This is a genomic window from Flaviaestuariibacter flavus (genome assembly GCF_004337505.1).
Classification (GTDB): Bacteria; Bacteroidota; Bacteroidia; order Chitinophagales; family Chitinophagaceae; genus Flavisolibacter; species Flavisolibacter flavus.
In genome coordinates this window covers 191,688-216,699 of record NZ_SJZI01000050.1, presented here as the reverse complement: position 1 = coordinate 216,699, position 25,012 = coordinate 191,688, and the positions used below count along the sequence as shown (strand labels likewise).

20 protein-coding genes are annotated in these 25,012 nt (G+C 57.7%); 8 read left to right on the top strand and 12 right to left on the bottom strand.

The annotated features are described in order from the left end of the window. Positions 1-154 precede the first annotated feature (154 nt). From EPD60_RS15030 to EPD60_RS15020, 3 genes are all read right to left on the bottom strand, one after another. On the bottom strand, positions 155-1,306 hold the full coding sequence (locus EPD60_RS15030) for an alpha/beta hydrolase (RefSeq protein WP_131450336.1): 1,152 nt from the start codon (positions 1,304-1,306) through the stop codon (positions 155-157). Further along, positions 1,299-2,201, bottom strand: coding sequence for a 4-hydroxy-tetrahydrodipicolinate synthase (dapA, locus tag EPD60_RS15025; RefSeq protein WP_131450335.1), 903 nt, complete (start codon positions 2,199-2,201; stop codon positions 1,299-1,301). Before dapA ends, EPD60_RS15030 begins: the two co-directional genes overlap by 8 nt. Before the next feature lie 107 nt (positions 2,202-2,308). Next, complete coding sequence (locus EPD60_RS15020; RefSeq protein ID WP_131450334.1) at positions 2,309-3,301, bottom strand: acetyl-CoA carboxylase carboxyltransferase subunit alpha; 993 nt, start codon at positions 3,299-3,301, stop codon at positions 2,309-2,311. A 185-nt stretch (positions 3,302-3,486) separates the two neighbouring features. Here EPD60_RS15020 and accD point away from each other — a divergent pair, with 185 nt between their 5' ends. From accD to EPD60_RS15000, 4 genes are all read left to right on the top strand, one after another. Beyond that, positions 3,487-4,401, top strand: a complete 915-nt coding sequence (gene accD, locus EPD60_RS15015; protein WP_131450333.1) for an acetyl-CoA carboxylase, carboxyltransferase subunit beta — start codon at positions 3,487-3,489, stop codon at positions 4,399-4,401. Next, complete coding sequence (gene smpB, locus EPD60_RS15010; RefSeq protein WP_131450332.1) at positions 4,402-4,857, top strand: SsrA-binding protein SmpB; 456 nt, start codon at positions 4,402-4,404, stop codon at positions 4,855-4,857. Between the two features lie 29 nt (positions 4,858-4,886). Then, positions 4,887-5,831 (top strand): hypothetical protein, encoded by a 945-nt coding sequence (locus EPD60_RS15005; RefSeq protein WP_131450331.1) that lies wholly within the window; start codon positions 4,887-4,889, stop codon positions 5,829-5,831. Between the two features lie 407 nt (positions 5,832-6,238). Continuing rightward, positions 6,239-7,384: an Lcl C-terminal domain-containing protein gene (locus tag EPD60_RS15000; protein ID WP_131450330.1), complete on the top strand. Its 1,146-nt coding sequence runs from the start codon at positions 6,239-6,241 to the stop codon at positions 7,382-7,384. 57 nt (positions 7,385-7,441) lie between these two features. On the opposite strand, the gene EPD60_RS14995 is transcribed toward EPD60_RS15000, so the two are convergent. The 4 genes from EPD60_RS14995 to EPD60_RS14980 form a co-directional block, all read right to left on the bottom strand. Beyond that, the gene (locus EPD60_RS14995; protein ID WP_131450329.1) at positions 7,442-8,869 is read right to left on the bottom strand and encodes an MATE family efflux transporter; all 1,428 of its coding nucleotides are present in this window, start codon (positions 8,867-8,869) and stop codon (positions 7,442-7,444) included. A gap of 77 nt (positions 8,870-8,946) precedes the next feature. Next, entirely contained in the window at positions 8,947-9,633 is a 687-nt protein-coding gene (locus EPD60_RS14990; protein ID WP_131450328.1) for a cupin domain-containing protein, read from the bottom strand. A 10-nt stretch (positions 9,634-9,643) separates the two neighbouring features. Continuing rightward, complete coding sequence (locus EPD60_RS14985; protein WP_131450327.1) at positions 9,644-10,531, bottom strand: helix-turn-helix domain-containing protein; 888 nt, start codon at positions 10,529-10,531, stop codon at positions 9,644-9,646. A 101-nt stretch (positions 10,532-10,632) separates the two neighbouring features. Next, complete coding sequence (locus EPD60_RS14980; RefSeq protein ID WP_131450326.1) at positions 10,633-11,403, bottom strand: COG4705 family protein; 771 nt, start codon at positions 11,401-11,403, stop codon at positions 10,633-10,635. A 115-nt stretch (positions 11,404-11,518) separates the two neighbouring features. Between EPD60_RS14980 and EPD60_RS14975 the strand changes: the two genes are divergently transcribed. Beyond that, a complete protein-coding gene (locus EPD60_RS14975) occupies positions 11,519-12,502 on the top strand; it encodes an ABC transporter ATP-binding protein (RefSeq protein WP_165871563.1) in 984 nt (327 codons plus the stop codon). 3 nt (positions 12,503-12,505) lie between these two features. On the opposite strand, the gene EPD60_RS14970 is transcribed toward EPD60_RS14975, so the two are convergent. Further along, on the bottom strand, positions 12,506-14,290 hold the full coding sequence (locus EPD60_RS14970) for an MFS transporter (RefSeq protein ID WP_131450324.1): 1,785 nt from the start codon (positions 14,288-14,290) through the stop codon (positions 12,506-12,508). Positions 14,291-14,356: 66 nt separating this feature from the next. Here EPD60_RS14970 and acs point away from each other — a divergent pair, with 66 nt between their 5' ends. Further along, positions 14,357-16,282: an acetate--CoA ligase gene (gene acs, locus EPD60_RS14965; RefSeq protein ID WP_131450323.1), complete on the top strand. Its 1,926-nt coding sequence runs from the start codon at positions 14,357-14,359 to the stop codon at positions 16,280-16,282. 63 nt (positions 16,283-16,345) lie between these two features. Then, the gene (gene tsaA, locus EPD60_RS14960) at positions 16,346-16,804 is read left to right on the top strand and encodes a tRNA (N6-threonylcarbamoyladenosine(37)-N6)-methyltransferase TrmO (RefSeq protein ID WP_131450322.1); all 459 of its coding nucleotides are present in this window, start codon (positions 16,346-16,348) and stop codon (positions 16,802-16,804) included. A gap of 267 nt (positions 16,805-17,071) precedes the next feature. On the opposite strand, the gene EPD60_RS14955 is transcribed toward tsaA, so the two are convergent. The 3 genes from EPD60_RS14955 to EPD60_RS14945 all read right to left on the bottom strand — a co-directional run bounded on the left by EPD60_RS14955 (position 17,072) and on the right by EPD60_RS14945 (position 22,520). Further along, positions 17,072-19,576 (bottom strand): DNA gyrase/topoisomerase IV subunit A, encoded by a 2,505-nt coding sequence (locus EPD60_RS14955; protein ID WP_131450321.1) that lies wholly within the window; start codon positions 19,574-19,576, stop codon positions 17,072-17,074. Positions 19,577-19,676: 100 nt separating this feature from the next. Continuing rightward, positions 19,677-20,558: a DUF1835 domain-containing protein gene (locus EPD60_RS14950; RefSeq protein WP_131450320.1), complete on the bottom strand. Its 882-nt coding sequence runs from the start codon at positions 20,556-20,558 to the stop codon at positions 19,677-19,679. A gap of 42 nt (positions 20,559-20,600) precedes the next feature. Then, positions 20,601-22,520: a DNA topoisomerase IV subunit B gene (locus EPD60_RS14945; RefSeq protein WP_207896695.1), complete on the bottom strand. Its 1,920-nt coding sequence runs from the start codon at positions 22,518-22,520 to the stop codon at positions 20,601-20,603. A gap of 473 nt (positions 22,521-22,993) precedes the next feature. On the opposite strand from EPD60_RS14945, the gene EPD60_RS14940 reads away from it, so the two are divergent. Further along, complete coding sequence (locus tag EPD60_RS14940) at positions 22,994-23,269, top strand: hypothetical protein (protein WP_131450319.1); 276 nt, start codon at positions 22,994-22,996, stop codon at positions 23,267-23,269. Between the two features lie 109 nt (positions 23,270-23,378). Here the strand turns inward: EPD60_RS14940 and EPD60_RS14935 are convergent, their stop codons facing one another. Then, positions 23,379-24,998 (bottom strand): ABC transporter substrate-binding protein, encoded by a 1,620-nt coding sequence (locus EPD60_RS14935; protein WP_131450318.1) that lies wholly within the window; start codon positions 24,996-24,998, stop codon positions 23,379-23,381. Positions 24,999-25,012 lie beyond the last annotated feature (14 nt).

Below are 25,012 nucleotides of genomic sequence, written 5' to 3'. Positions count from 1 at the left end.
AAAAGCTAAGAGCGGATGCCAAAGGCATCCGCTCTTAGTATCAGGATCAAACAGAAAAATGGTTCAAACAAGAGTAACTCTACCGAGAGCCACCCCTCTCCCCCAGAGAGAAGGGCCGGGGGTGAGGTCGAAAGGAGCGCAGGCCGGGCCGAGATCAGAACTTCGGCATCGGCTTCACGGGTGGCTTCTTCGTCACCCATTCCACGAAGGCGGGGAACTCCTGCCGCCAGGTCGGCTCGTTGTGTTTTCCGTCCGGTCGTACCACGGTTTGCATCGGGGCGGCGGAAAGACGGCGCAGGAGCTGGTAGATACCCATCATGTCGGGCACCATTTCGGAACTCTCCTGCGCCCCGGCGTAGAAATAGAGGCGCCCGCGGACGTCCGCTCCCCAGCGCAGCACATCGCGCTTCAGCCCCGGCGCCACCCAGAAGGCGGGCGAGAAGATGCCGGCACCACCGAAGACATTGGGATAACGCAGGATCGCATACATCGAAATGAGCCCGCCCATCGAGGAGCCGGCCACATACGTGTCGGCGCGTCCCTTGCGCGTGCGGTAGGCCGAATCAATAAAAGGTTTCAGCGTGCGCACCAGGAAGTCGGTGTAGGCCGCGCCTTCACCCTTGCCGAAGCGCTCCATGTCGTAAGGCGAATATTCGTTGATCCGCTTCGGTCCGCCGTGGTCGATGCCCACGATGATGAGGCCACCGGTTTTGGCCTGGAGCGTATCCATCGCTTCGTCGATGCCCCACTCGCCGGAGAATGCGGTCGTGTCCTCGAACAGGTTCTGGCCGTCGTGCATATACAGCACGGGGTAATGCCGTCCCGATTCATAGCCTTTCGGCAGGCAGATCCATACGCGGCGGTACCGGTTCAGCTGCGGCATATAAAACCGGTCGCTGACAATATGAACGCGGCTTCCCGCGGTGCTCTTTTTCGCCACGGGGGCAAAGCGGTCTTTCCAGCCCGCAATGGAAACCCGGACGGTGGTATCGCGGCGAACCACGATCGTGCGGTTATCGACATCCGCACCGGAGCTACCGGTTTCCACCGAAGCCCAGGAGCCGCGGGTAAATTTGAAGGAGGCAGGGCCCTCGGGCAACATCAGGGTCACCCGGGCTGGCCCGTCCGGTGTCCTGCTGACCCGGTACTTGTCTACCCCGGGATTCCAGCTGTTCATGCTACCGGCAACATACACGGAGTCGGCGGGCGTATTGGCCGGAAGGCCCTCCACTTCGAGCACCACTTTGTATTGGGCCGATGCGCGCACTGCCGTCAGCAAGCCTAGGAGGCAGATGATTTTACGCATGCAGGCCACTTTGATGCAGCTGCTGCAGGTAGGCGCGCACCTGGTTGTGCACGCCCTCGCTGAGCGGCACCAGCGGCAGGCGCAGGTAGTTTGCGATCACACCCATTTCGGCAAGGAAAGCCTTGACGCCGGCGGGGTTGTTCTCCGCAAACAGCAGGTCGTAACCACGCAGCAGGCGCGTGTTGATGGAGCGGGCCTCGGTGAAATTGCCTTCGAGCGCGCTGCTGATCATCGTGCTGAAATCTTTCGGGAAGCAGTTGGCCGCCACCGAGATCACCCCGCTCATGCCGCAGGCGATCTGGGCCATCGCGAGGTTATCGTCGCCGCTCACCACCATGAAGTCGGGCGATACGTCGCGCAGGATCTGCATGCATTGGTTCATATTGCCGCTGGCCTCCTTGATGCCGTTGATGTTTTCGAAATCGCCGGCGAGGCGCACGGTGGTTTCGGCGGCAATGTTGGAGCCGGTCCGGCCCGGAACATTATACAGGATGATCGGACGCGGGGTGGCTGCCGCGATCGCCTTATAGTGCTGGTAAATGCCTTCCTGCGAAGGCTTGTTGTAATAGGGAGAAGCAGAGAGGATGGCGGCTGCTTTTTCCACGGGCAGGGCTTCGATCTCTTTGATGACCGACGCGGTGTTGTTGCCGCCGGCGCCGATCACCACGGGCACGCGGGCCTCCACGGTGGAGAAGGTGCACTGCAGCACTTCCAGCTTTTCCTCGCGGCTCAGCACGGGCGTTTCGCCGGTGGTGCCCAGGGACACAACGTAGTCGACGCCGCCTTCGATCACGAAATTAATAAGGCGCTCCAGCGACTTGAGATCGAGCACACCGTTTTTATCGAAGGGTGTCACCAGCGCTACGCCGGTACCCTGTAACAGGTCTTTAACCATGGAAGTGTCGTAATTAAATGAAAAATAAAAAGTCAAAATTCAAAACCGTAATGACCGGGCAGCCTTTTGACTTTTGAATTTTGACTTCGAATTTAAGCCAGGACCGATCAGGAAGCTTGGGCGGCAACGGGAAGCTCTTCCCAATGCCCCATCTTGCCGAACTTTTCAATCCGGTCGTCGATGCGCTCCGTTGCCGGGATGTTACGGATCTCGGCCAGCGTTTCAAGGATCTTTGCCTTGAGCAGCTGTGCGGCCTCGTCGTAATCCCAGTGGGCGCCTCCGGCGGGCTCGGGCACGATGGTGTCCACAAGGCCGAAGGACTTCATATAATCGGCGGTAAGTTTCAGCTGCTCGGCGGCGATCTCTTTTTGTGCCCAGCTGCGCCACAGGATGGTGGAGCAGTTTTCGGGCGAGATCACGGTATACCAGGCGTTCTCCATCATCAGGATGCGGTCGCCGACGCCGATGCCGAGGGCACCGCCGGAAGCGCCTTCACCGATGATCACCACGATCACGGGCACCTTGAGGCGGATCATCTCGTAGATATTGCGGGCGATGGCTTCGCCCTGGCCGCGTTCTTCCGCCTCGAGACCGGGATAGGCACCCGGTGTGTCGATCAGCGTTACAATCGGCTTGTTGAATTTCTCGGCGAGGCGCATGAGGCGCAGGGCCTTGCGGTAACCTTCGGGGTTGGCCATGCCGAAATTGCGCATCTGGCGCGTTTTGGTGTTGATGCCCTTCTGCTGTCCGATAAACATGCAGGTCTGCCCTTCGATTTGGGCAAAGCCGCCTACCATGGCCTTGTCGTCCTTCACGTTGCGGTCGCCGAAAAGCTCCACGAAGTTGGTGGTCATCTTCTCGATGTACTTAAGGGTATAGGGACGGTCGGGGTGGCGGCTCAGCTGCACTTTCTGCCAGGAGGTCAGGCTTTGAGTGATCGCACGGCGGCGCTCCAGGATCTGTTCCTCGAGCTTCTGGATCTGCTCGGTATAGTCGATCTTCTTCTGCTCGCCGGAGTGCTTCAGCTTTTCGATCTCGTCGATCAGGTCCTTGATCGGCTTCTCGAAATCGAGAAACTGGCGGTTCGCGTTTCTAGGCATAGTCGGAAAATGTGGCGGTAAAAGTAGGGAAAATGATGTCAGATCTCAGATGTCAGATGTCAGATCGAGGTTCCGGTACTCGGAAGCTCATAACGTAACGAACACAAAAAGCGCTCAGCCAGATCTGAGATCCGAGATCTGAGATCTGAGATTCCCGCTATATTTGCCGCTAAACAATCTGGCTGATGTCCAAGCAAATCGAAGACTTTGACGCGAACCTGGCGGGCGAGGAAGGACGGACCGAAGAAACAAAAAGCAGTTGGTTCAAGCGCCTGAAGAAAGGGATCACTACTTCTTCATCAGAAAAGCGGGAAACGCCTGAAGGCCTCTGGGCCAAATGCCCCGAGTGTAATTATATCTGCACCGTCAACGACCTGCGCGAGCAGCTGTTCGTGTGCCCGAAGTGCAACTATCACCACCGTGTAGATTCCAACGAATACTATAGCATCCTGTTCGACGAAGGACAGTTTACCGAGCTTTTTGACAATATCCGCTCCAAGGACTTTCTCGGCTTTACCGACCTGAAGCCTTACCAGAAGCGCCTTGAGGAAACCTGGGCCAAGACCGACCTGACAGACTCGATGCGCGTGGCCACTGGCACGGTAAACGGCCAGGGCATCGTGATCGCCTGTATGGACTTCGAGTTTATCGGCGGCTCGCTCGGGTCGGTGATGGGCGAAAAATTCAGCCGCGCCGTGGATTATTGTATCGAGCACAAGCTGCCCTATATGGTCATCAGCAAAAGCGGCGGCGCCCGGATGATGGAAAGCGCCTTCTCGCTGATGCAGCTGGCCAAAACCTCCGGCAAGCTCTCCCGGCTTTCCGATGCGAAACTCCCGTATATCTCGCTGCTCACCGACCCCACCTTTGGCGGCATCTCGGCTTCCTTCGGTATGCTGGGCGACCTTAACATCGCCGAACCCGGCGCGCTGATCGGATTTGCCGGACCGCGTGTTATCAAGGAGACCATTAAAAAAGACCTGCCCGAAGGCTTCCAGCGCTCCGAGTTCATCCTCGAGCACGGCTTCCTCGATTTTATCGTGGACCGCAAAAACCTGAAGCAAAAGCTGGCCACGGTACTCACATTATTCAGCAACTAAGTGGCGCGAAAACCCAAAGCCGTAGACATACGCAACCGCCCGGTGTACCACGAGTACTTTATTGACGACACTTTCGTGGCCGGCGCACTCCTGCTCGGCACGGAGGTGAAGGCGCTGCGCGAAGGCAAAGCCTCCTTCAACGACGCGTATTGCCAGTTCAACAAAGGTGAGCTCTGGCTCAAAAGCCTGCACATTTCCCCTTACAGCCATGGCACCGACAACAACCACGACCCGCTGCGCGACCGCAAGCTCCTGCTGAAAAAGCGCGAGCTCAGCCGCCTCGAGTCCAAGATCAAGGAAAAGGGCTACACCATTGTACCCGTGCGCATTTTCACTTCCGACAAAAACCTGATCAAGATCGAGATCGGGCTGGCACGCGGCAAAAAGCTTTATGACAAACGGGAAAGCATCAAGGCGCGCGACAATGACCGCGACCTGAAGCGCTACCTGAAATAAAACACCCCGCAAACCCGTTATCACCTGCTATGAAGCACCTCCTCTCCTTCCTGCTCGCCTTCACCGCCCTGGCCGCCCGCGCCCAGGACGCGAACGGCTACTGGTACGGATCGGGCAACGTGGAGAACGGCGGCTCGAGCAATAACTACATGTTTGAGCTGCTGGTGGAGCAAAAAGGCACCTCGGCCACGGGCATCCTGAACTACTATTTCAAGAATTCCTTCCGCAGCTTCAGGCTCGGCGGCAACTTCAACTCGATGACCCGCAACCTCACCCTGTTCAACGTGCCGGTGACCTACTACGCGTCGCCGGCATCGATGGAGGTGGATTGCCCGATGGACTTCGTGGGCCAGCTGCGGGTATCGCGCGTAGGCGCCGAACTGAAAGGAGCGTTCGTGAGCAAGGGAACGTACCGCAACACCTGCCCGCCGGTATACTTTACCCTGAAGCAAAACAAGGACGCCGGCAACCGCGACTCCATCCTCCTGGCAATCGCACAGTTCAAGGAAACAAAACAATACTGGACACCGGGCGCCTACGACACGCTCGTTGCCGTGAACGTGCAGCAGCGCCCGGTAGTTAACTATGTCGTGAACAACGAATTCCTGAAACGGACCAGCGAAGTAAGCCAGGAGATCGAGGTAGAGGCGGATTCGGTGGACGTAAACTTCTACGACAACGGTGAGATAGACGGCGATTCGATCTCCGTTTTCTTCAACCGGCAACTGCTTACATTCAACCGCATGCTCAGCACCCGTGCCATTCATTTCTACCTTGGGCTCGACACCACCAAAGAGGTGAACGAGATCAGCATGTTCGCCAACAACCTGGGCCGCATTGCGCCCAACACGGCGCTCATGACGGTGTGGGATGGCAAGCGACGCTACGAGGTACGCCTGTCGAGTAACCTCGAAAAAAATGCGGTGGTGCGCATCCGCCGCAAGCGGCCCGCGGCTCCACGCGAAAAACCGTAAAAGAATAAATAGCATTCCGAGGAATAAAGAACAGAAAACCCCGGTCGTTTTGCAACGCCGGGGTTTTGTTGTCTGGATGAGCGTCTTTCGGCTAGGAAGTAAGGGTGAAAAAGGAAAACACCGGTTCTGTCGAACATGATAAAATTACCCGCGCCGGCAACGATTAGTATACGTATCAGACAAACAGACGGATTCCAGGGGCCGAACCGGGTATGCAGGCGGCCAAAAACCAGAGCAGGAATGCAGCAAGACTTCCATTTGAAACAGGCCCTTCCGATCGCATTTTTACGATCGGATTTTACCACAACCGAAACCGACCAGGATGCCGCTAAATTATCCTTGCTGTTTCTTTCGCAGGTCGGTTGAAAAAATTACATTCGCTTTCTGAATTTCAAAACACTAACTGCATGAAGATCCGTTTCACAGCGGCGCTGTTCGCCGCTTCCGTTTTCATTTCCAGCTGTTCGAAGAAAAGTGCTGAATCATCCGGCAGCGTGCCCACGGTAACCACTGTAGGCGTCAATAATATCACCGCCACCACGGCCGACCTCAGCGGCAACCTCACCAGCAAGGGCGGCAGCGATGTTACCGAGCAAGGTTTTACCGTCGGCACTAATGCCAATCCGCAGCTCAACCAATCCAATACCTTCACCTTCGGCTCCGGGAACGGCACCGTGGGCTCCTTTGGAACCTATGCCTTCAACCTGACGCCGGCCACCACGTATCATTTCCGCGCCTACGCGGTAAATGCCACCGGGATCGCCTATGGCGCCGACCAGACCTTTACCACCACTGCTGCGGCAACGGTCACCACCAAACCTACCGTTGCGATCTACGCGAGCAAGGCCACGCTCCGCGGCAGCGTGGCGTACCCCACCAGCGCTACCGGCAGCACGGGCTTCGCTTACGCCACCACGCCCAACCCGACGATCGCGCAAACCACGGTTAGCGGCAGCGCTTCTAACGGCGACTTCCAGGCTGACCTCATCAACCTGACCCGTAATACTACGTATTACGTGCGCGCCTATGCGATCAGTTACAACATCACCGTTTACGGTCCGGAGGTAAGCTTCCGCACCGCCGACTACCTGAGCGCTTCCGGCGGCACGGTGTATTACGACAAAGGTGAAACCACCAACGGGTGGCGCTACCTGGAGATCGCTCCCACCAACCTCAACGTAACCTACTATGTGGGCTCCCAGTGGGGCTGCACCGGCACCTCGGTAACTTCTACGGCGCCCGACCTCGGCACCGGTCTTGCCAACACGGCCCAGATCATAAGCCACTGTACGGCCAGCAATTGCGCCGCCCGGCTCTGCGCCAACTACACCGTAAACGGAGCAACCGGCTGGTTCCTTCCTTCCCGCGATGAAGTGCTGGCTATGTTTGAAACGCTTCCCTATGCAGTGCTGCAGGGACGTACCTACTGGACGTCGACCGAGATCGACAATAACAGCGCCTATGTCATCCGCCCCTACAACGGCGTGTACGCCTTTGCCGAGGCCTCCGCGAAAACCGCTGATGCCTATGTCCGCCCTGTACGCCGCTTCTAAAAAAGTGCGAAATAATCCAACGAAAACGCCCTTCCCGCGAAGGGCGTTTTCGTTTTCCTACTTGAGTGCGCCTTCTTTCGCTTCTGCCTCGTTGCGCACGGCCCGGGAAAGCACTGAAGATTCATCGGTGAGGCGCCCCTTCTTCCAGTCGCCACGCGCATAAATGCCCATCGTCACCAGCGACATCACGATATTGGTGACCGGAAAGGCCAGCCAGATGCCGCGGGCGGCCATGCCCGATTTTTCAGCCAGCATCCAGGCCAACGGAAACTGAAGCACCCACTGCGAAATGATGGTGAGCATCATCACCTGCACCATATTGCCGGAGGCACGGAGCACACCCGAAAGGCTCATCTGCAGCCCGAGGAAGCCCCAGGCAAGACACATCGTGCGCAAAAACTCCGAACCGCCGCGAATCACCGCCGGGTCTTCGGGCACGAAGAAGGCAACGAGCTGCGGGGCCAGCAGGTAGGCCATGACGCCGAGTATCGTCAGGGCACTGAAACCGAGCATGGCGCCAAGCTTCCCGATGCGGGCCGCGCGGGCGATCTGGCCGGCACCGATGTTTTGCCCCACAAGCGTTGAAATGGCCATCGAAAGACCCAGTGCAGGGATCATGACCACCTGCAACAGGTTGGAGCCGGCGCCGTAGGATGCGACCGTTTCGGTGCCAAAGGAAGCGATCAGGAAGGTCATCACCGTAAGGCCCAGCGCGCGCATGGACTGCTCCACCGACGCGGGCAGGCCGATATTGAATGCCCTGCGGATATGCTTCCCGTCGGGCCGAAAATCGGCCAGACGCAGGTGTACGCCGCGCCGCCCGCGCAGCAGGATGAGGAATCCGGCAAGGGCCGCAACCACCTGAGTGCTGAGCGTGGCCAGCGCCGCCCCCATCACGCCATAACCCGGCACCGGCCCCCAGCCGAAAATGAAGAGCGGGTCGAGCGCGAAGTTGAGGATGACAGTTCCTAGAACGATCCAGACCGGCACCGTGGCATTGCCCACGCCGCGCATGATGGACTGGAATACGAAAAAGCTGAAGTTGAATACGAGGCCGACAAACGATACGCGCATAAAGCCAAGCGCTCCCTGGTAAACTTCAGGAGCCACCTTCAGCAGGCGCAGGAAGTCGGGCGCAAAGATGAAGGCCACCGTGCCGAGCAGCAACGATACCACGATCACCATCAGCAGGGTTTGGGCCGCCACATGCCCTACCATCCGGTGGTCGCCGGCACCGTAATACTGCGCGATGAGCACGGATCCGGCAATGGCGAAACCGGTCCCCAGGCCAAGTGTCAGGAAGGTCACCGGGGTGCTGACGCTCACGGCTGCTACCGCGGCGCCGCCAAGGCGGCCCACCCAAAAGGCATCCACAATTTGGTAGCCCGCCTGCAGCAGGTTTGCCAGCACGATCGGTATCGCCAGCCGGAGCAATGATTGTAGTATCGGCCCTTCCAGCAGGGCTTTGCGCTTTTCCAGTGCCATGGTGCGCATTGCAGGCAAAGGAAATGCCGTGCTGCCCTGATGGCCACAGGGCATTTACCCGGCACGGTAACAGCTGTTCAGGGAGCCGCCAGCTCGCGGGCCGGTGTGCGCCCGGTCGCCATGTCTTCCACCTGTGGCTGGTATTCAGGATAGTAGCTCTTGTAACCCATCAGGCGCGCCAGCGGTGTCAGCAGGAAGCCGGTAAGCTGCTGCACCCATACCGGCGGGCCATCGACGATATACGAGTCGAAACCGGCGCGCTGAAACAGCGAGATCTGCAGCACCGCATGGAAAGGATGGGCCAGCCTGGGATTCCGATCAAATACACCGTAGATCTGGCTCAGGTAAAAGGCAAACTGCTCCGGAAAATGAATCTCTCCCGCGACGGCGATGCTTTCACCGGTTTCGTTGAAGGGCTTGTGCGGCATGCCTTTCGGGATCAGCAGCGTTTCGCCGGGGCGGATCTTTTTCACCGTACCGCCATACCAAATGCTCAGCTCACCGTTGGCCACCGCAAAGTGCTCGTCGAAGCGGGCGTGGATATGCTTCGGAGGCCCCGGCGCATAGGGCTCGATCACCGCATGGCAATACACGACACCACCTTCCTGGCGAAGCACCGTTTGCCGTACGCCTTCGGCCTTGCTGTAAAACACATGGCCCGGTTGAAAATAGTGTTTGATGTCGGGCTTCTTTTCAGGAAAAAGCAGGTAGTGGCACAGGTAGCCCACAGCGAGGTAAGCCGCGGGAATGAGAAGAAAAAGCATAGGTGTTTTTTTAAAGCTTTACAAAATCATGGTTCGTTCCATGATGTAAAGCTCCGGTTGCCAGGCCGCCCCGAATTGTACCAATCGGACATGTTGCGCCGGGACCGGGAAACAAGTGAAAAGGCACGGCGCTTTTGCCTGCCCGGTATTCCTTCGGCGTCATTCCGGAAAAAGACTTGAATACGCGTGAGAAATGTGCCTGGTCGTAAAAACCGGAATCGTACCCAACCGAAGTCAGGCTGGCGTGGGGCCGGTGCACGCCCTTGACCGCTTCGAGGAACTTCTTGTAGGTGACCAGCATTTCGGCGGAAATGCCAAAGAGCTGCCGCGAAACCCGGCCGAGCTGTTTGGTGGAATAACATACGGCACGGGCAAGCGCATCAACACTTTCAAAAGCATCGGCTCCCGGCCCCAGCACCAGTTTACTGAGCTGGTCCGAACGGGGACAGGTGGCCGGATCGAGTACCGGCAGTTCCCGGAGCAGTATACCCACCCGCTCTTCAAACGAAGCTGCTTCGCCAAGTTGGTGCCAGAGCGTATCGAAACGCGGGTGCAGCAGCGAGAGGTCGACCGTGGCATTGAGAAAGGCCGACGGCGGAACGCCCAGAAGCCCGCGCACCCGGTGTGGCTGCAGGCGGACGCCTACCAGGTGCTGCCTGCCGATATAGGTAGCGCGGATCACGTGGGTATTGAATCCCTGGACAAAGCAGCGTGGTGTCCGCACCGGATCTTCCTGGTGCGGCGGGATGCCTTGAATGGCATCGGCGAAATGAAAGACGATCTCCACCACGCCCTGCGGCAAAATGGTCTCCTGCACTGCAGGGCCGTTCACCTCCCAGATCAGCGTGGCGTACGCTGCCAGCGTGCAATGGACCGGTATGCAAAATTGTGTGTTCACGTAGCTGCTTCAGGCAGCCGAAAGTAGTTGTGCCCGGGATACACCGCGACATAGACCGCGCCAATTGTCGGAATAAGGCAGCAGGTTGCGCAATCCGGCGCTTATTGCCCGGCAGCCTGGAGCGACGCACCGGCCCGTTGCCGCTTTACCGACTCGTAAATGATCAGTACCACCAGCAATCCGAATAGTATCTCCGATGTGCCCCGGGTGCCCAGGCCCATGCCTCCCTTTTCCGTCGATTTTGTAAGCAGGTCACCGAAGGTGGCACCGAACGGACGTGTGAGTACGAAGGCTATCCAGAAGAGCAGCACGCGGGACACCCGCGTCAGGAAATAGGCGGCAATTACCAGCAGGAGTACCCCGCTGATGAGCGCTGCGCTTCCGCCGAAACCAAGGCCAGAATCGTCTGCAAGGAAGTCACCAAGCGCGGTGCCCAGGGTATTGGAAACGAGTATGGCGATCCAGTAAAACAGCTCGCCGCGCCGCGAGCGCACATCCTGCACGGAAAGATTTTTTTCAACAAGCTTCCAGCAAAGGAGTATTAACCCGAGTAAAGTTGCCAGGATCAGCGCCCCCAGCATATAGCCGAGCCCGAGAGTACGGTCCATGAAATCCGACATGGTGGTGCCGGCCGTGCTGGTTGCCACGATCACCGACCAGTACAGGGCCGGTATATACCTGTTGACGGCCAGTTGCCCGCCCAGGGCAGCGAGGAAAAAGCCGAAAAAAATCAGGGTGCTTACACCGTAACCGATACCCATCGTTTGGGCCAGCAGGTCGCCGCCGGTTTCGCCCAGGGTCGTGGCAATAATTTTCATTACCCAGAAAAGCAGGGTAAGGGCCGGTATTTTATTCCAGGTTTCGCGTGTCATATTGCCTCGACTAACAAAAGCTGAACCAAACTGAAGCATGGTTGCCGCCCAAGCTCCGCGTTACCGCCAACGGGCTTTGCCGCAACCTATTGTTCTTGATTACCTTGCAGCCCGTATGGCGTTTTTGGAGGTACAGGATATCCGTAAGCGGGTGGGGACTGATTTCGAACTGACCAGTGGTTCTTTTTCGTTGGAAAAAGGGAGCCAGTGGGCCATTGCGGGTGCTACCGGCTCCGGCAAAAGCACCCTGCTCAAAATCATTTCCGGGCTCGAGCAGCCCGACGGCGGCGCCGTGATCTTTGAAGGCAAGCGCGTCAAGGGACCGGCAGAGCGCCTGATACCCGGTCACGAAAAGATCGGCTACCTGTCGCAGCACTTCGAGCTCCGCCATCACTACCGGGTGGAGGAACTGCTCGACCGCGTCAACAGCCTGTCGTATACGGAGGCAATGTGGATCTACGACCTGTGCCGGATCACGCACCTGCTGCAACGCAAGGAAAACGAGCTTAGCGGCGGCGAACGCCAGCGCGTGGCAACGGCCCGCCTGCTGGTGCAGCGGCCCTCGCTCCTGCTGCTCGATGAGCCCTTCTCGAACCTCGACCGCAACCATAAGACACGCATGCAATCGGTCATCAGTGCCATCGGCGCCGAGCTGGGCATTACCTGCATGCTGGTCACCCACGACCCGCTGGACTCGCTCTCGTGGGCCGACACCATCGTTGTTCTGGAGAACGGCCGCCAGGTACAGCGCGGCACGCCCCAGCAGCTTTACCGCCAACCGGTCTCGGAATACGTGGCCGGACTTTTTGGCCCGTACAACCTGCTTACCCTGGCGCAGGCTGAGGCATTCGCGGGCGTAAATACCTTTCATCCCGAAGGACGTGACATCGGGATACGGCCCGAAGGATTATTCCTGTTACCGCCTTCCGAGCCGGGAGCCCGCGGCACCATACGACACCTGTATTATTACGGGAGCCATTTCGAAGCGGAGGTTTTCGTGGCCGGGCATCCGCTGCGTGCGCGGGTACACGGCCGCAACTGGTCGCATGGCCAGGAAGTAAGCGTGGTTGCCGACGCGGGACAGGTGTGGTACGTATAAATCTTATTCAGCCGTTGTTGCTGCTTTTTCATAGTCTCCTTTCCATGCATACCAGCCAAACACCACCAGGCCGGCGGCGATGGGTACAAACACCGCGATGATGATCATCCAGGGTACCGGCTTGTTGATATCCCGGGAGCCCGTAAAGTTGATGTGCTGCGCAGCGCCCTTCAATAGCAGGAATACGAGCAGCGGTCCGAGCAGCAGCCATGCCAGCCCGGCTACCCGCTGCAGGAGGCCGTTACGGTGACCGATGTAGAGTATACCGATCAATGCACAAAGCGCCGCAACACCGACGGGGTACCACAGTCCCACCAAAGGGTCGGAGGGGTAGGTAGCGGAAAGCAGCACGCCGATGAAAGGCACCAGCCCGCCGAAGATGCCGTTGCCGATATGATAAGGCAGTGACATCGATGTGTACCGGATCCGCGTCGGGAACAGCTCCACCAGGAATGCGGCGATGGGGCCGTATACCATCGTTACGAAAAGCACCTGTAGAAATACGAGAAAGATAAAGAGGCGGCGTGTGGCCGGCGGAAGCACCTTGTCCTTATAAACCGGCTTTGAATAGTGCGCCACGATCGGTGTCGGCACAAAGGCCGTATCGGCGCGCATCCGCACAAAACGAAGCCCTTCGCGCAATTGAATGGTGTCGGTGGATGTGCGCACGGTGCCGTTGCCCGCGCGAAGCGGTTCCACCTTCCGCGCCACGGCACTTTGCCAGACGATATTATCATAGGCAATCCGGCCCTCGTCCACCTGTGCCCCGCGGAGCAGTGAATTGTAAATGCCCCAGTCCTTGATGCCGGGCAGGTCGCGATAGCAGAGCACTCCCAGCAGCATACCCGTGATCATGATCCATTTACGGCCGATGCGGTCGCTGAGCCACCCGAAGAAAACGAAGAACGGTGTTGCAAATGCAATTGCCCAGAGCAGGATAGACCGGCTTTCCACGAAGTCGAGACGGACGGTGTTTTCGAGAAAAGACTGCGCATAAAACTGTCCCGTATACCAGATGACGCCTTGTCCCATCACCGCGCCGAAGAGTGCCAGCAGCACCATCCGGAAATTCTCCCGGTTGCCGAAGCTTTCCTTCAGCGGGTTTACCGAAGTCTTGCCTTCCGATTTCAGCATCGAGAACAAGGGCGACTCGGCCATCCGCAGCCGGATGAAGATACTCACGCCCACCAGCAGGGCCGATGCCCAGAACGGGTAACGCCAGCCGCCCCAGTCGGCGTTGAAAGCCGCGTCGCTCATATTCATTTTAACGGCCATGATAACGCCAAGCGCCAGGAACAAGCCAAGCGTTGCCGTGGTCTGGATCCAGCTGGTAAAAAAGCCGCGGCGCCCCTCCGGTGCATATTCAGCTACGTAGGTAGCCGCGCCGCCGTACTCGCCGCCAAGGGCCAGTCCCTGCAAAAGACGCAACAGCAAAACCAGCACCGGTGCCGCAATGCCGATCTGCTTATAGCCCGGCACCACGCCGATGAGGAACGTGGCAGCGCCCATGAGCACAAGCGTCAGCAGGAAGGTGTGCTTGCGCCCCACCTTGTCGCCAAGGCGGCCAAACACAAGCGCGCCGAAAGGCCGCACGATGAAGCCGGCGGCAAAAATGGCGAGTGTGCTCAGCAATGCAGCAGTCTCGTTTCCCTCCGGGAAGAACTGCACCGATATTGTTTTGGCGAGCATACCGAAGATGTAGAAGTCGTACCATTCGATCATGGTTCCTACAGAAGAGGCGCTGATCACTTTGGCAAGGGTGCGGCCCGAAACGGTTGTCCTGGTCATATGTGGAAATTAGGAAATAAAAGCGGGCTCGCGTTTTCGTTAACTTGTGCGCAAAGCCTGATTGCTATGACCTACCCGTACCAGATCAAGACCCTGGAGCAGTACCATGAAGACTACCGGCGCAGCATAGACGACCCTGAAGGCTTCTGGGGTTCCATCGCGGAGCACTTCCAGTGGCGCCGCAAATGGGACCGCGTGCTCCGGTGGAATTTCACCGAACCACGCATTGAATGGTTCGGCGGCGGCCAGCTTAATATCACGGAGAACTGCATCGACCGGCATCTTACCGACAAGGGCGAGCAGCCCGCATTCATCTGGGAGCCCAACAACCCCGATGAACGCGTGCGCGTGGTCACCTACAACCGCCTCCACAAGCGGGTCTGCCAGGTTGCACAGGTGCTTACCAACCTCGGTGTAAAAAAGGGCGACCGGGTGTGCATTTATATGGGGATGATCCCCGAGCTCGCCTACGCGGTGCTGGGCTGCGCGCGCATCGGCGCCATCCACTCGGTCATTTTCGGCGGCTTCTCGGCACAAAGCATTGCCGACCGCCTTGAAGACGCGCAGGCGGAATACATCGTCACCTGCGACGGCGCCTACCGCGGCGACAAAGTGATTCCATTAAAAAATGTGATCGACGACGCACTGGTCGGCAACAATACGGTTAAGAAAGTGATCGTGTATACCCGTACCCGAACGCCGGTGTCGATGCTCAAAGGCCGTGACCTCTGGTGGGAAGACGAAATGGAATACGCCGAATCGCAGGTGGAAAAAGAAGGCGTCGTTTCGTTCCCCGCCGCCACGATGGACGCGGAAGACCCGCTTTTCATTCTTTATACGTCCGGCTCCACGGGCAAGCCCAAAGGCGTGGTGCATACTACGGCCGGCTATATGATCTGGACCAATTACACCTTCGTCAACACCTTTCAATACAAACCGGGGCAGGTGCACTTCTGCAGTGCCGATATCGGCTGGATCACCGGCCACAGCTATATCGTATACGGCCCGTTGAGCGCCGGTGGCACCTCGCTGATCTTCGAAGGCATTCCCACCTGGCCGGATGCTGGCCGCTTCTGGGATATCGTGGAAAAGCATAAGGTGAATATCCTGTATACGGCCCCTACCGCATTGCGCTCGCTGATGGGCTTCGGACTCGCTCCCCTGCAGGGCAAGAACTTATCGACGCTTAAAGTGCTCGGAACTGTAGGCGAGCCCATCAACGAAGAAGCCTGGCATTGGTACGACGAACAAATCGGGGGCAGGCGCTGCCCCATTGTGGATACGTGGTGGCAGACCGAGACCGGTGGTATTCTAATGACGAGCCTCGCCGGTGTAACGCCCGACAAGGCCACCTTCGCAACCCTGCCAATGCCTGGTGTTCAGCCGCTCCTGGTAGATGAGTCCGGGCAAGAGCTCACCGGCAACCCCGCCGCCGGCAACCTCTGCATACGTGCTCCCTGGCCCGGCATCCTGCGCACCACCTGGGGCGACCATGAGCGCTGCCGGCAAACCTACTTTTCGAGCTACCCGGAACTCTATTTCACCGGCGACGGTGCCCTGCGCGATGAAGCCGGCAACTACCGCATCACCGGACGCGTGGATGATGTGCTCAACGTAAGCGGCCACCGCATCGGGACCGCAGAAGTGGAAAACGCCATCAACATGTATTCCGATGTGGTGGAGAGCGCCGTTGTGGGTTACCCGCACGACATCAAGGGGCAGGGCATCTATGCGTACGTGATTTGCACGAATCATCGCGGAAGTGAAGACGAGACCCGGAGGAACATCATCCAGACCGTATCGCGCATTATCGGGCCCATTGCCAAACCCGACAAGATTCAGTTTGTGAGCGGCCTTCCGAAGACGCGCTCCGGCAAGATCATGCGCCGCATCCTGCGCAAGATCGCGGAGGGAGAAACCGCGAACCTCGGCGACACCACTACCCTGCTCGACCCGGGCGTGGTGGAGGAGATCAGGGACGGGAAATTGTAGCATGCGGAAGACTTGGAGAACAGGGAAATAATATTTAGGAGAAAATAACCGCCAGTAATTCAGATGACCTTTTCACTAGCACCGGTGGCCTTTGTTCACAACGTGCGCAGCACCCCCACGGATGATTACTGGGGTACCGTTCGTTCGGAGATCATTTTGGCAGACAACGTCCCCGCCGAGGCGCTCGACGGGATCGAGGCTTTTTCACACCTCGAGATCATCTACTGCTTCAACCAGGTGGCGGAGCAGGATTTCCCCTTCGCGCGCCACCCGCGGGGCAACACCGCCTGGCCGCGGGTGGGCATCTTCGCGCAGCGCAACAAAGACCGCCCCAACCGGATCGGCCTCGTCACCGTAGAACTACTGGAGCGCGGGGAGCGCTCCCTGCTTGTCCGCCGCCTCGATGCCATCGACGGCACCCCGGTGCTCGACATCAAACCGGTGTTCCGCCAGTTCGGCACACAGGGCGAGGTACGGCAGCCGGCGTGGGTGGATGAACTGCTGCAGGATTACTGGAAGTAGCACTGGTTGTTCGCCGAAGACATCGCGCAAGCGACGCCTTCGGCGTCATTGCGAGCGGAGCGAAGCTAACTCCTGCTTTACGCACGTTGTTTGATAGCGCAAGAGCTGGCGTGCTAGAGCTCATACCTGCTATGACCAGTCTTCAGGTCGGGGAGTTTGCTTCGCTCCGCTCGCAATGACGGGCTGCGCCCGTCGCTTACGCAAACGAAAAAGGCCGTCGCTAGCGACGGCCTTTAAATCTTTACATCTTACATCTGAGATCTGACATCAGAACAGTCCTACCTGTTTCGCTTCTTCCTTCACTTCCCAGCTCAGCTCGGTGCTCTTGCTGAAGTCGATCAGCTTGGCGCCAACGGCTTTCCAACCCATCACTTCCACCAAGTTGGCCACCTTGAACTTGCTGGCACGTGCCTGGGCGCCCTTGCCGCTGTTCACCAGCAGCACCGGGTCGGCTTCGGTTGAAACCGCTTCCAGCTTGTTGTTCTTTCCTTCTTTAATGAAGGTGAACTTGGTCTTGAGGGTTTGCGTTTCGATGCGGAAGCGTTTGACGTTGAATTGCAGCTTGTCGGCATCGAGGTAAACGGCCGTAATGATGCGCTGGGGCTCGAATTTCTCCACCAGCCATACTTCCTCCGGATTGAAGCGCTGCGTCAGCTCCTGGTCGGTGATCTCGTAAGAGCCGTCGGAGTAGATGACCAGCAGGCGGTCTTCGGCGTCGAAGTCGCCAAGCTCAATGCCCTTGCCGTCGTGGTTGAGGCGACCGAACTTATCGTCATACCACAGCTTGATGGCGCCCAGGGTAGCCACGCCGGCTTCCTTGAAGCGTACCTGGCGCACCGGGTACTTGGTTACCTGGTTACCCATGGAGCCACGGGCTTTGATCTCGATCTCCTCGAAGAAGAAGTCCAGCTCCTTTTTCTTGGCCGAGCAGTTGGGGCTCAGGATGATGCGCACCACCTCCGCTTCCCCGTTGGGGTTGGCAGTGAAGTAGTGCACCTTGCTCTTATCATGTCCTTTTGTGAGGTCGTATTCCTTGTCGCGGGTGATACCGGTAACATTGAAACGCTTGGCATAAGTGGTGCCCGTTTCGCCATCGGTATACATCATGTTGTAGGTCATCCGGTCGTCGCCCTTGCGGAACACCGCCGCATGTATGATGTCCTTGCCGATAAACACCTTATCCTGCACCTTCACGATTTTCATGATACCGCGCTTGGTAAACGCGATGATATCATCGAGGTCGGAGCATTCCACCAGGAATTCGTCCTTCTTGAGCGAGGTGCCGATAAAGCCATCGGCGCGGTTGATAAAGATGCGGGTGTTGGCGATGGCTACGTGCTTGGCTTCGATCACTTCAAACACCTTCAGCTCGGTCTTCCGGTCACGACCCTTGCCGAACTTCTTCAGCAGGTTTTCATAATAGGAGATCGCGTATTCATTGAGGTGCGCCAGGTCGTGGTTCACCTGCTTGATCTCTGCCTCGAGGCCGCGGATCTGTTCGTTCAGTTCGTCGATATCGAGCTTGTAGATGCGGCGCACCGGCTTCTCGGTCAGCTTGAGGATATCCTCGCGGGTGATGGGGCGGCGCAGGTGCTTCGCAAAAGGCTGGAAGGCCTTGTCGATGGCTTTGATCACCAGCTCCCAGGTATCATGCTTCTTCTCGAGCTCCTTGTAGATCTTTTCTTCGAAGAAGATCTTTTCGAGCGAGGTGTAGTGCCATTTTTCCTGCAGTTCACCGAGGCGAATCTCCAGCTCTTTCTGCAGCAGGTCCTTCGTGCGGTCAACCGAAAGACGCAGCAGTTCGTGCACGCCGATGAAAACCGGCTTCTGGTCAACGATAACGCAGGCGTTAGTGGCTACCGATACTTCGCAGTCGGTAAACTTATACAGTGCATCGATGGTGATATCCGGCGATATGCCGGGCGCCAGGTCGATCTGGATCTCCACTTCGGCGGCCGTATTGTCGGTTACCTTTTTGATCTTGATCTTGCCGGCGTCGTTGGCCTTCACGATGGAATCCATCAGCGAGGACGTCGTAACACCAAAGGGTACGCTGCGTACCGCGAGCGTTTTCTTATCGATCTCCTCGATGTGGGCGCGCACTTTCACGCGGCCGCCGCGCATGCCCTGGTTGTAATCGGTCACATCGGCCATAGCGCCGGTGAGGAAGTCGGGATACAGGTCAAACTTGCGGCCCTTCAGGTATTTGATGGCGGCATCGCAGAGCTCGCAGAAGTTGTGCGGCAGGATCTTGGTGGCCAGGCCCACGGCGATGCCTTCGGCGCCATGCGCCAGCAGCAGCGGGAACTTCACCGGGAGCGTCACCGGCTCGTTCTTGCGGCCGTCGTAGGAAAGCTGCCAATTGGTCGTCTTCGGGTTGAAGACGATCTCGTGGGCGAGCTTCGACAGGCGTGCCTCGATATAGCGGGAGGCGGCGGCATCGTCGCCGGTGCGCACATCGCCCCAGTTGCCCTGGGTGTCGATGAGCAGGCCTTTCTGGCCCATATTCACCAGCGCGTCGCCGATGGAGGCATCGCCGTGCGGGTGGTACTGCATCGACTGTCCGATGATGTTGGCTACTTTGTTGAAGCGCCCGTCGTCCATCTCCTTCATCGCGTGCAGGATGCGGCGCTGTACGGGCTTCAGTCCGTCTTCCACGGCGGGCACCGCGCGCTCCAGGATCACGTAGGAGGCGTAGTCGAGAAACCAGCTCTTATACTGGCCATTGATGCCATGGTCGGTTTGTACGTGTTCGTAGTTCTTGTTCTTCATGGATGTTCGTAGTACTCGGTTAATTAGTCTATTGGTTAATTGGTCCTTCGGCAAGCTCAGGACGACAATTGCTTTTTGTCAGGCCGAGCGCAGCCGAAGCCTACCCTTCGTTATTCGTTATTCCTTGCTCGATATTCGATATTCCATCGCTCTCAGGAGCGATGGAAGCTCCGCCCGGCAGGCGCACATCAAATTCTTTCCAGCCTTTTGCCGGGTCGCCGGTAATTACCAGCTCGCCGCGCTCATGCAGCACCCGCATGCGCCACAGCAGGAAGATGTCGCCGGTCTTCACTTTCATCTTCGACAGGATGTTGTGCATCGCCTTGGCCCCTTTCTGCGGCTCTTTGGTCAGCGCCTTCAGGATGTCGGCATCAAAGAAGTCGTCGCCCTTGGAAACGATCTTCTTGCCGCCCTCGAGGTGGCGCACCCGCGTATTTTCCTGGCAGAGGCGCTTCCACTCGTCAGGGTCCACCTCCATTTCCGAAAGCGTCACCTTGCGGCAAAGCTTCTTGGCCTTGCGGTACTCGGCGGGCGGTATCTCGAAAAGGTATACGGGGTAAAAGATGCCGCCTTTTTCGTTGATGAAAGGCAGGTTGTTCATATACAGCACAAACACGCGGCCCTGGTATTTCTGGATCTGCGCAATAAGCCAGTAGTAGCCGCACACGTCGTGGGCGTTCTGTCCCATCCAGATCCAGAGTTCCTCTTTCGGGTTCTCGTCGAGGGTGCGCATCAGGCTGTGCAGGGTCATCTTGTCGTCTACCATCGGCAGGCTCTCGCCCGCCACGTAGGGCGACTGTTCCCACAGGCCCTTCCACCAGTCGCGGCGCTGCTGCCAGGGTTCGGCGTCATCCGCCAGGTAAAGCGGACCTACGGCATAGTCGTCTTTTATTTCTACGATGTCGCCCTGAAGGGTTTCATCAACCTCCATCGCCTTGCGGAGGGTGTCCGCATCGGCCGGCTGGAACACTAAATGAATCATCGGTTCTGGTCTTTATCGGTTTGCGCGCAAAGGTGCGTCTTTTCATCCTTCGGCTACTACGGCGCCTTCTTCTACGGCGTCGAGCTCCACGCGCAGGTTGTTGATGATGAATTCCTGGCGTTCCTGTGTGTTCTTACCCATGTAATATTCCAGCAGGTGCGTGATGTGGTCGCCATGCTCGAGGATGACCGGGTCAAGCCGCATTTCGTCGCCGATAAAGCGGCCGAACTCGTCGGGCGAGATCTCACCGAGGCCCTTGAAGCGGGTGATCTCCGGCTTGTTGCCCAGCTTTTTCACGGCCTTCTGCTTTTCCTGCTCCGAGTAACAATAAATCGTTTCCTGCTTGTTGCGCACCCGGAAGAGCGGCGTTTGCAGGATATATACGTGGTTGTTCTTCACAAGGTCGGGGAAGAACTGCAGGAAGAAGGTCATGATGAGCAGGCGGATGTGCATACCGTCCACGTCGGCGTCGGTGGCGATCACGATGCGGTTGTAACGCAGCCCGTCCATGCCTTCCTCGATGTTGAGGGCATGCTGGAGCAGGTTGAGCTCCTCGTTTTCGTACACGATCTTTTTGCTCATGCCGAAGCAGTTGAGCGGCTTGCCGCGGAGCGAGAACACGGCCTGTGTATCCACGTTGCGGGCCTTCGTGATCGAACCCGAAGCCGAGTCGCCTTCCGTAATAAAGATGGTCGTATTCTGCTTGGTGGTAAAGTATTCCGGCTTGGCCTTCGGAGGTGTTTCCTCGTTGAGGTGCACCTTGCAGTCGCGCAGCTTCTTGTTGTGCAGGTTGGCCTTTTTCGCGCGCTCGTTGGCGAGCTTCTTAATGCCGGCCAGGTCCTTGCGCTCGCGCTCGCTCTGCTCGATCCGCTTTTTCATGGCCTCGGCCACGGATGGATTCTTGTGGAGGAAGTTGTCGAGTTCGCGGCCCAGGAAATCGTTGATAAACTGGCGCATCGACGGACCGCCCTCGTCTACGTTGAGCGAGCCGAGCTTGGTCTTCGTCTGCGATTCGAATACCGGCTCCACCACGCGCACCGACACGGCGGCGACGATCGACTGGCGGATATCGGACGCATCGTAATCCTTCTTGAAGAACTCACGGATCGCCTTCACGAAAGCCTCGCGGAAGGCCGCCTGGTGCGTGCCGCCCTGCGTGGTATGCTGGCCGTTGACGAAGCTGTAATAGTCTTCGCCGTAGTCGTTGTTGTGGGTGATAGCCACCTCGATGTCCTCACCCTTGAGGTGGATGATCGGGTAGCGGAGTTCGTCGGCATTCGTATTCCGTTCCAGCAGGTCGAGGAGACCGTTTTTGGAAACGTAGTTCTTGCCGTTGAAGTTGATCTTCATGCCCGCATTGAGGAAGCAATAATTCCAGATCTGCTTCTCGAGGTATTCGGGGATGAAATGATAGTTCTTAAAGATCGTTTCGTCGGGCGTAAAGGTCACAAAGGTGCCGTTGGCTTCGGAAGTAGCGGCCTCTTTATGCTCCTTTACGAGGTTGCCCCGCTCAAATTCGGCGGTCTTCTGGCGGCCTTCGCGGAAGGCGGTCACTTTAAAGTAGTTCGAAAGGGCGTTCACGGCCTTGGTACCCACCCCGTTGAGTCCCACCGATTTCTGGAAGGCCTTGGAGTCGTACTTGGCGCCGGTATTGATCTTGCTCACTACATCCACCACCTTGCCGAGGGGAATGCCGCGCCCGTAGTCGCGCACGGTCACCGCCTTTTCGGAGATGGTCACTTCCACGGATTTGCCGTAGCCCATCGTGTATTCGTCGATACAGTTGTCGATCACCTCCTTTACCAGCACGTAAATGCCGTCGTCGGGGCTCGAGCCGTCGCCCAGCTTGCCGATATACATGCCGGGCCGTAGGCGGATGTGTTCTTTCCAGTCGAGGCTCCGGATACTGTCTTCGGTGTATTCGGCGCCGGTTTTCTTAGGATCTGCCATCAGTTCGTCCATTCACTTTTTTGGTAAAAATAATGGTTACGGACAGGATTGGCCGTCGCCGCGGGCAAGTAGCCCTGCCGCGGTGCCCGGAAGCCGACCGCCAGCCAGTGACCGCCGCCTTTGGGCGAACGGGGTGCGAGGCGCATCGAAAAAACGGGGAAAGGGTGGCTTCCAGGGGCTAAAACGGTCCGTAAACTCAGCCCTCAAATATACGGCGAATTTCCGGCATATGTACTAAATTATTTAGTTTTTATTTTCACTAACGGGCACGGCTCAGGTATTTTAAACTATTGACAATCAATCAATTATAAAGATTCTTTTGATAACACAAATTTTTGATATTCTAAAAATTATTTCCACCCGAAAGCCCCTAATTTTGACCCCGGAACGCGCCTTTAACCCGGGCTCCCGTACCCACCCCCATTAAATTCGGAAGTACACTTACTGACCCATACCCGTGTTGATTTTTAAAAAGAGGAGAACGTATGTATTCGTATGGATTGCTGGAACCCGGCTGCTATTATCTGATTCAGGAAAAAAAGGATGACTCCGTTCGCCTCATCCGCGTTGCGAGCGAAACGGACCATTGCCTTTATGTCTTCTACTACGACGACCAGCTGGCTACCGGCTGGCGCCGCAAGGGCGACTCTATTCATGACATCATTGAGTGCCTCACCGACGAGCATGTTTCGGAGTGGGAGAAGCAGTACAATGACACGTCTACACAAGAGCAGGACTCGTACCACGAGGATGAAGAGTAGAAAATATTGAATATCGATCAAGGAATACCGAATTTCGAAGTAAGGTTGAAATGAGCCGGATACTCAGGCCTATTTCGTTATTCGAAATTTCTTGATCGGTGTTCGATATTCATCTCGTCTTTCTGACCTTTCTCAATTCCAGTAGATTCAACGCATTGGCCGGAAAGCCTTCCACGCCGGGCTGCACCAGGTGGATCACCATATCGTACCAAAGCGGCACCACGGGCGCGTCGCGTACGATGAGCGCATCGGCCTGGCGGTAGAGCGCATCGCGCTTTGCCTCATCCGGCTCGGCAATGGCGGCTTCAAACAGCGCGTCAAAGGCCGGGTTGTGATAGCGCGTATAATTCGGCGGCGCCGGGTTTTTCGAATAGAACACGCTGAGGTAATTCTCCGCGTCGGGATAATCAGCGATCCAGGAGCCACGGAAAAAAAGCGCCTTGCCGTTGCTGGTCATGTCCAGCAGCAGCGACTTCTGCACTACCTCCACCTGCACCGGGATGCCCACCTCCCCCAGCTGGCGCGCAATGAAGTTGCCGATCTCGGCATACACCGGGATTGTTTGCAGCTTAAGCGCCGGCACCGGCCTCGATCCGTAACCCGCTTCAGCCAGCAGTCGCCGCGCCTCCGCCGGGTTGTACACGTATCCTTTCACCGCTTCCGCACTAAAAGAGGGCAGCCCTGCCGGCACAAAGCCACTTTCCGCGGGTGTGCCGATGGAGTTGCGCAGGTACCGTACCAGCGCCCTCCGGTCGATAGCATAGTTGATGGCCTGCCGCACGAGTCGCTGCCGCGTGGGCGCCGCCCGTAGCAGCGGGTTGGTGCTGTCCACCAGCAATCCCAGGTATTCGGTGTTCAGGTAAGCATGCTTGTCGAGCCGCACACGGCCGCGCCATTCGGACCGCAGCTCACCGCGGCGCGAAAGCACTTCGTCTTTAAAGGAAGCCTCGATATCATTGATAAAATCGAGCTTGCCCTGCCGGAAGAGCAGGAACTCCGTGGCTTTATTGTCATAAAAAGAAATCCGCACCCCGTCGAGGTAAGGCAGCTGCCGCCCCTGTGCATCGCGTTCGAAGTAGTGCGGATGCCGCTTCAGGATGAGGGCCTGCCCTTCTTCCCAGGCCACGTAGCGGAAAGGGCCGGTACCGACAGGATGCTTGCGCAGGTCGTTGCCGTAGCGCGCCACGGCCTCGCGGGGCAGCACGGAGCAGTATTGCATGGAAAGAATACCGAGGATGGGTCCGTAGGGCCGCAGCAGGCGCAGCTCGAACGTGGAGTCGTTGACCGCTACGAAGCTGCGTGCGCTGTCGATCTTGTCCTGGAAAATCCAGGCGCCGGGCGATGCGGTCTTTTGATCGATGATGCGGCCCAGGCTGTAGGCTACGTCGCTTGCCTTCATGCGCCGACCCGTACCGTTCGGAAAGCAGGCATCGTCGTGAAAAAAAACGTCCGTGCGCAGGTGAAAGGTATAGGTACGGCGGTCGGGCGAAAGCTCCCAGGCACGCGCAAGCGAAGGAACGAGGTTGAGTGCCGAATCGGTCTCCACCAGCGTATTGAACAACTGGTGGATCGGCCACATCACGCTCTGGTTCTTGGCAAAGGCCGGGTCGAGCGAAGCGACGCCGGAAGACTCGTTGTACCGGAATACATTGCCGGCCTCCTTTTCGCCGCCGTAGCATCCGGCGAGCAGTACTAATACAAAAAGCCAATATTTCGACGGGCGGTTCATGCGGTATCCAAAAG